This window comes from Coleofasciculus sp., assembly GCF_046539235.1.
GTDB lineage: Bacteria > Cyanobacteriota > Cyanobacteriia > Cyanobacteriales > Coleofasciculaceae > Coleofasciculus.
The window spans coordinates 1-4854 of record NZ_JBKHHI010000469.1 but is presented as its reverse complement, the minus strand read 5'-3'; the positions used below and the strand labels follow the sequence as shown (position 1 = coordinate 4854).

The window sequence follows — 4854 nt, the reverse complement described above, 5'->3', positions numbered from 1 at the left end:
GTGAGGGGTTGAGCTTAAGTTGACACAGGTGAGCAATGCCGTACCCCTACATCAATGGTACGCTGTGGGACAGATAGCGGCGGGTTCCCCTGGCTGTTGAGGAGTAAACGGTGGGGGGGTTTAACCCAATTCATTTATAAAATAGGGAGACTGTCGCTATTCTATCGCCACCTATGCCCCTTTGCATTAACCCCACCTGTCCAAAACCCGACACCTCAGAGAATGAGCATCAGCGCTTCTGTCAAAGCTGTGGTTCAGAGTTGCTGCTGAATGGGCGTTATCGGGTGATGCGCCTGATTAGTGATAAGAGTGGCTTTGGCAATATCTACGAAGTCTACGAAGGAAGTACACCGAAAATCCTAAAAGTTCTCAAGGATCATCTGAACCAAGACGCTAAGGCGGTGGAACTGTTTGAACAAGAGGCGGTGGTGTTAGGGCGACTGAATCATCCGGGTATTCCGCAAGTGGATAGTTCATTCCTCTATCAGACGCGCAATGGTTTGGGGTTGCACTGCTTGGTGATGGAAAAGATAGAAGGACCCACCTTAGAGCAGTGGTTAGAACAACAGCACAATCGACCCATTTCGGAAGCGCAAGCGATCGCGTGGTTAAAACAGCTTGCAATTATTCTACAGCTTATTCATGATCAGCAGTACCTGCATCGGGATATTAAACCCTCTAATATTATGCTTCGCCCTGATGGGCAGTTGGTGTTAATTGATTTTGGTACAGCCAGAGAAGTTACCCGCACCTATCTAGCTAAAGTTGGCGCAGGTGGCGGGATTACAGCCGTTATTTCATCCGGGTATACCGCCCCCGAACAAATGAATGGGGAAGCGGTAAGACAATCGGATTTTTTTGCCTTGGGACGTACTTTTGTCTTTTTGTTAACCGGACATCATCCCAGCCAGTTGTATGATGCTCAAACCGATGAATTGAAATGGCATAATCATACCACCGGGATTTCCCCAAACCTGTTGCAGTTAATCGATGAGTTGATGGCGCGACAGGTTCGCGATCGCCCACCCACCGCCCAAGCTATTTTACAACGCCTAGACACCTTAGAGCATCAACCCGCTACATTGACCGAAACTCTGAAAGTGGGAGTCGCTCCTCTCCCTCAATCAGAACCCGCCCCAGAACGCCACTCTGGGCGCTGGCAAGTGGTGATTTTAGTGTTAGCAATACTGGTTATTTTAGGGATTGGAATTATCGGTTCAGGCGGGTTAAATTCTCAATGGGTTTGGATATTTACCCCAGCGCAAGCGCCGCAACGAAAGGGAGATGTGGATTATTTTCCTTACGTTGAGGGAGCCGATAGTGAAGGGAGAACGGCTGAATTTAGTGTGGCGGTACTTTCACGGGAATATAAATGGAAACTGGGGAGTACGTTTCAAGTCAACTATAATCAGCAGATGATCCCTATTGATGCGTTACGGTCAAATTTGGAGGAGGAAGGGATACAAAGTTTGATGGAAAATCCCAGTGAAATTATTTCGGTGGGAACTGCTTCCTGTGAAGGAACTCCCGTGGGAGAAGAACAGCGAGCCTTTCAACGCGCCGAGCAAATCCAACTGTTAGCGAAAAAGTTATTTCGGGATGTACCTTCGGTAGAAAACTATCGCCTATTAAATTTGGGTCAATTCAAAAGAGACGATTGTTTACCGGATCAAGATGCCACGTCGTACCAGCGTAGTATTATTATTATTGGCGTGAAGAATAAAACCCCTGGTGTAATTGTAGATGAAGCCTTGCGATCGCGCTTGGAACAGACACCCTTTGGGGATTTTCGCCTAGAGGATTATTCCCTGGGTTCGCCTGAGCGGTTTCAAACCATATCCAGTCAGCTAGAGAACCCGGAAACGCCGGAAACGCCAGAGACGCCGGAAACGCCAGAAAACCCGGAAACGCCAGAAAACCCGGAAACACCAGAAAACCCGGAAACGCCAGAGATACCCGGATTGTAGGCTCAACATGACGGATTGCCTCTTGGACTACAAACTTGGTATAAAGTCCAGTTCCAAGCCACAACGCCCAAAATAGTACATAAAAAATAGTAGAGGCGTTACATTTAACGCCTCTACTATTCTTTTAATACCCCCAAGGGAATTCGAATCCCTGTCGCCTCCGTGAAAGGGAGGTGTCCTAGGCCTCTAGACGATGGGGGCTTGTTTCTCAGACCTTAATAAATATAACGAACATTTTTGGGCTTGTCAACTCCTGAGCCAACAAATTAATCGGGAAAATTTATTTCTCCAACTGAGTGACCAGATGAATCAACTCTGGTAAAATGAGCTTCTCCATAGCGAGTGTTACCGCTCCCGTAGAACCAGGAAGGGAGAAAACTAGCTTACGGCGATACACTCCAGCGACAGCCCGTGACGCGATCGCGCGTGAGCCAATCTCTTGGTAACTGAGCCAACGAAAGACCTCACCAAATCCGGGTAAGGTCTTCTCTAACAACCTCGCTAAGGCGTCATAGGTGGTATCTCGCTCCGCAATCCCTGTACCCCCGTTAACCACAACCGCCTGAATATCCGAACGCTGGGCGAGGACTTGCAGATACGTCTGAATCTGGTTCGGTTCATCCTTGAGAATTTCGTAAGCGACAACCGTATGACCCGCATCACGCAGCAATTGCTGGATGCACGAACCACTGCGATCAGAGTCGTGCGATCGCGTATCACTGACTGTCACCACAGCACAAGCGATCGAGCTTGAGCCTGTATCGGGATGAGGCTGATGAGTCATATCGGCGGTCTTTAGGCTGATCAAGGGGATATTTAAGCTAGCATTTGAGACTAAAGTCCCGTAGATCACAAAGAATTGAGATCTACAGATTCAATGCCCACAAGAATACCACTGAGTTACTCATCCTTTGAGCAGTGGGAGAATCAAGACTTACTAAATCCTAAATCATTCTCCTCAGCATAGCGCTCCATGAAACGCATAAAACGATCCCATTCTTCTGTCGATTTCATGATCACAATTGCTTCTAATGCCGTCGGTTGTCCATTGACAAATTTGCCTTTAACCTCTCGGCTGACCAGCTCTCCTTCTTCATCCATCAGGTATATACCTGTTATTTCTTCACCATAGTTGCCATTGAGCGCCTTGGGATTATCAAAATAAAATGTTGCCGTACCATTGCTACCATCACGAGAGCGAGTCAGGCGCACATCAGGTACAACTTCTTCGTCAATGCCTCTAATAAATTGAATTTTAGCCATGAACCGTTCAATCAAAATTTAAGAAAGTTATCACCAATTGCATGATCAGCCGTACTTGCCATTTGCACAACAACTGGAGTTGGAAATTTTCTCAAGGCGTGAATCCAGTTCTACGTCCAACCCCGAGTAACTGCTGCGTCTTGAGCTTCCAGACACTGATCACCGATTGTTTAATCTCCGCCCATCTATTCCTACCTGAGAACAGCAAGCGATTTTGGCGTTTAGATTTCATAGTGATTGTAGCAAAAACTTTACAATTAACAAAAAAATACCGTTTTCCTGCCATAACGACCGAGGTAATGGCAAAATTGATAGAGCAGATCATCAAAAAATTATCAATCGCTCCCTCATTGGCGTTAGCGTAGCTCGGTGAATCCTGGCTTACCTTACCCCTTAGAGGAAAAGGTTTTTCAGGTTCCTGCCAAAAATCTGCACCGTTTCACGGCGATTCCGCCAGCGCTTGACCCGAAAGCAGGTACAAGCCTGGGACTCTCGCCACCTTTGCTATTCCAAATCCTTAACCAATATCAATGGGCAAAAAGCGCGTTCTCTCTGGAGTTCAACCAACTGGAAATCTTCACCTGGGTAACTATCTCGGAGCAATCCGTAATTGGGTAGAAGCCCAGAGTCAGTATGAAAATTTCTTTTGCGTCGTTGATTTACACGCAATTACGGTTCCCCATAATCCAGCAACTCTAGCCGCTGATACCTACACCATCGCGGCGCTATATCTAGCCTGTGGCGTGGATTTGAGCTATTCCACCATCTTTGTTCAATCTCACATCCCCGCTCATTGTGAACTCACCTGGCTATTTAACTGCGTCACGCCCATAAATTGGCTAGAACGGATGATTCAGTTTAAAGAAAAGGCGGTGAAGCAGGGAGAAAATGTTAGTACAGGTTTACTAGATTACCCCGTGCTGATGGCAGCCGATATTTTGCTGTATGATGCGGACTTAGTACCTGTGGGAGAAGATCAAAAGCAACATATCGAACTCACTCGTGATATTGTGATTCGGATTAATGACCAGTATGGCAGCAAGAAAAAGCCCGTATTGAAACTGCCCGAACCCTTGATCCGCAAAGAAGGAGCGCGGGTGATGAGTCTCACCGATGGTACAAAAAAAATGTCCAAATCTGACCCATCCGAAATGAGTCGGATTAATCTGCTGGATTCTCCAGAGGAGATACAAAAGAAAATTAAGCGCTGTAAAACTGATCCGATTAAGGGGCTAGAATTTGACAATCCCGAACGTCCAGAGTGTCATAACTTACTCTCGCTTTATACCCTACTGTCGGGGAAAACCCAGGAAGCTGTCGCCGCCGAATGTCAGGATATGGGGTGGGGACAGTTCAAAACGGTGTTGAGTGAAGCAACAATTGAAGCCCTCAAACCGATTCAGCAAAATTATCAAGCGGTTATAGAAGATAAGGGTTATCTAGAGTCAGTCTTACGCCAAGGGCGCGAGAAAGCAGAAGCGATCGCTCTCTCAACCCTATCCAGAGTCAAGGCAGCTATGGGGTATTCTACACCCCTGTAGAGACGTGCCATGGCGCGTCTGGGAGATGGGGAGATGGGGGAGCAGGGGGAGCAGGGAGAGCGGATTACCAATGACAGATGACA

General features: G+C 47.1%; 4 protein-coding genes and 1 tRNA gene. 2 read left to right on the top strand and 3 right to left on the bottom strand.

Annotated features, from left to right (window positions below; genetic code table 11):
- The first annotated feature begins 173 nt into the window (after positions 1 to 173).
- Entirely contained in the window at positions 174 to 1967 is a 1794-nt protein-coding gene (locus ACLFWI_RS26920; RefSeq protein ID WP_446415474.1) for a serine/threonine protein kinase, read from the top strand.
- A 128-nt stretch (positions 1968 to 2095) separates the two neighbouring features.
- On the opposite strand, the gene ACLFWI_RS26915 is transcribed toward ACLFWI_RS26920, so the two are convergent.
- The 3 genes from ACLFWI_RS26915 to psb28 all read right to left on the bottom strand — a co-directional run bounded on the left by ACLFWI_RS26915 (position 2096) and on the right by psb28 (position 3230).
- Positions 2096 to 2168: transfer RNA gene (locus ACLFWI_RS26915), tRNA-Glu, on the bottom strand.
- Between the two features lie 79 nt (positions 2169 to 2247).
- Positions 2248 to 2751 (bottom strand): MogA/MoaB family molybdenum cofactor biosynthesis protein, encoded by a 504-nt coding sequence (locus ACLFWI_RS26910; protein WP_446415473.1) that lies wholly within the window; start codon positions 2749 to 2751, stop codon positions 2248 to 2250.
- Between the two features lie 143 nt (positions 2752 to 2894).
- Positions 2895 to 3230 (bottom strand): photosystem II reaction center protein Psb28, encoded by a 336-nt coding sequence (psb28, locus tag ACLFWI_RS26905; RefSeq protein WP_446415472.1) that lies wholly within the window; start codon positions 3228 to 3230, stop codon positions 2895 to 2897.
- A 530-nt stretch (positions 3231 to 3760) separates the two neighbouring features.
- Here psb28 and trpS point away from each other — a divergent pair.
- Positions 3761 to 4771 carry a tryptophan--tRNA ligase gene (gene trpS, locus ACLFWI_RS26900; RefSeq protein ID WP_446415471.1) on the top strand — a complete coding sequence of 337 codons (1011 nt, stop codon included), beginning with the start codon at positions 3761 to 3763 and terminating at the stop codon, positions 4769 to 4771.
- Positions 4772 to 4854: the final 83 nt, after the last annotated feature.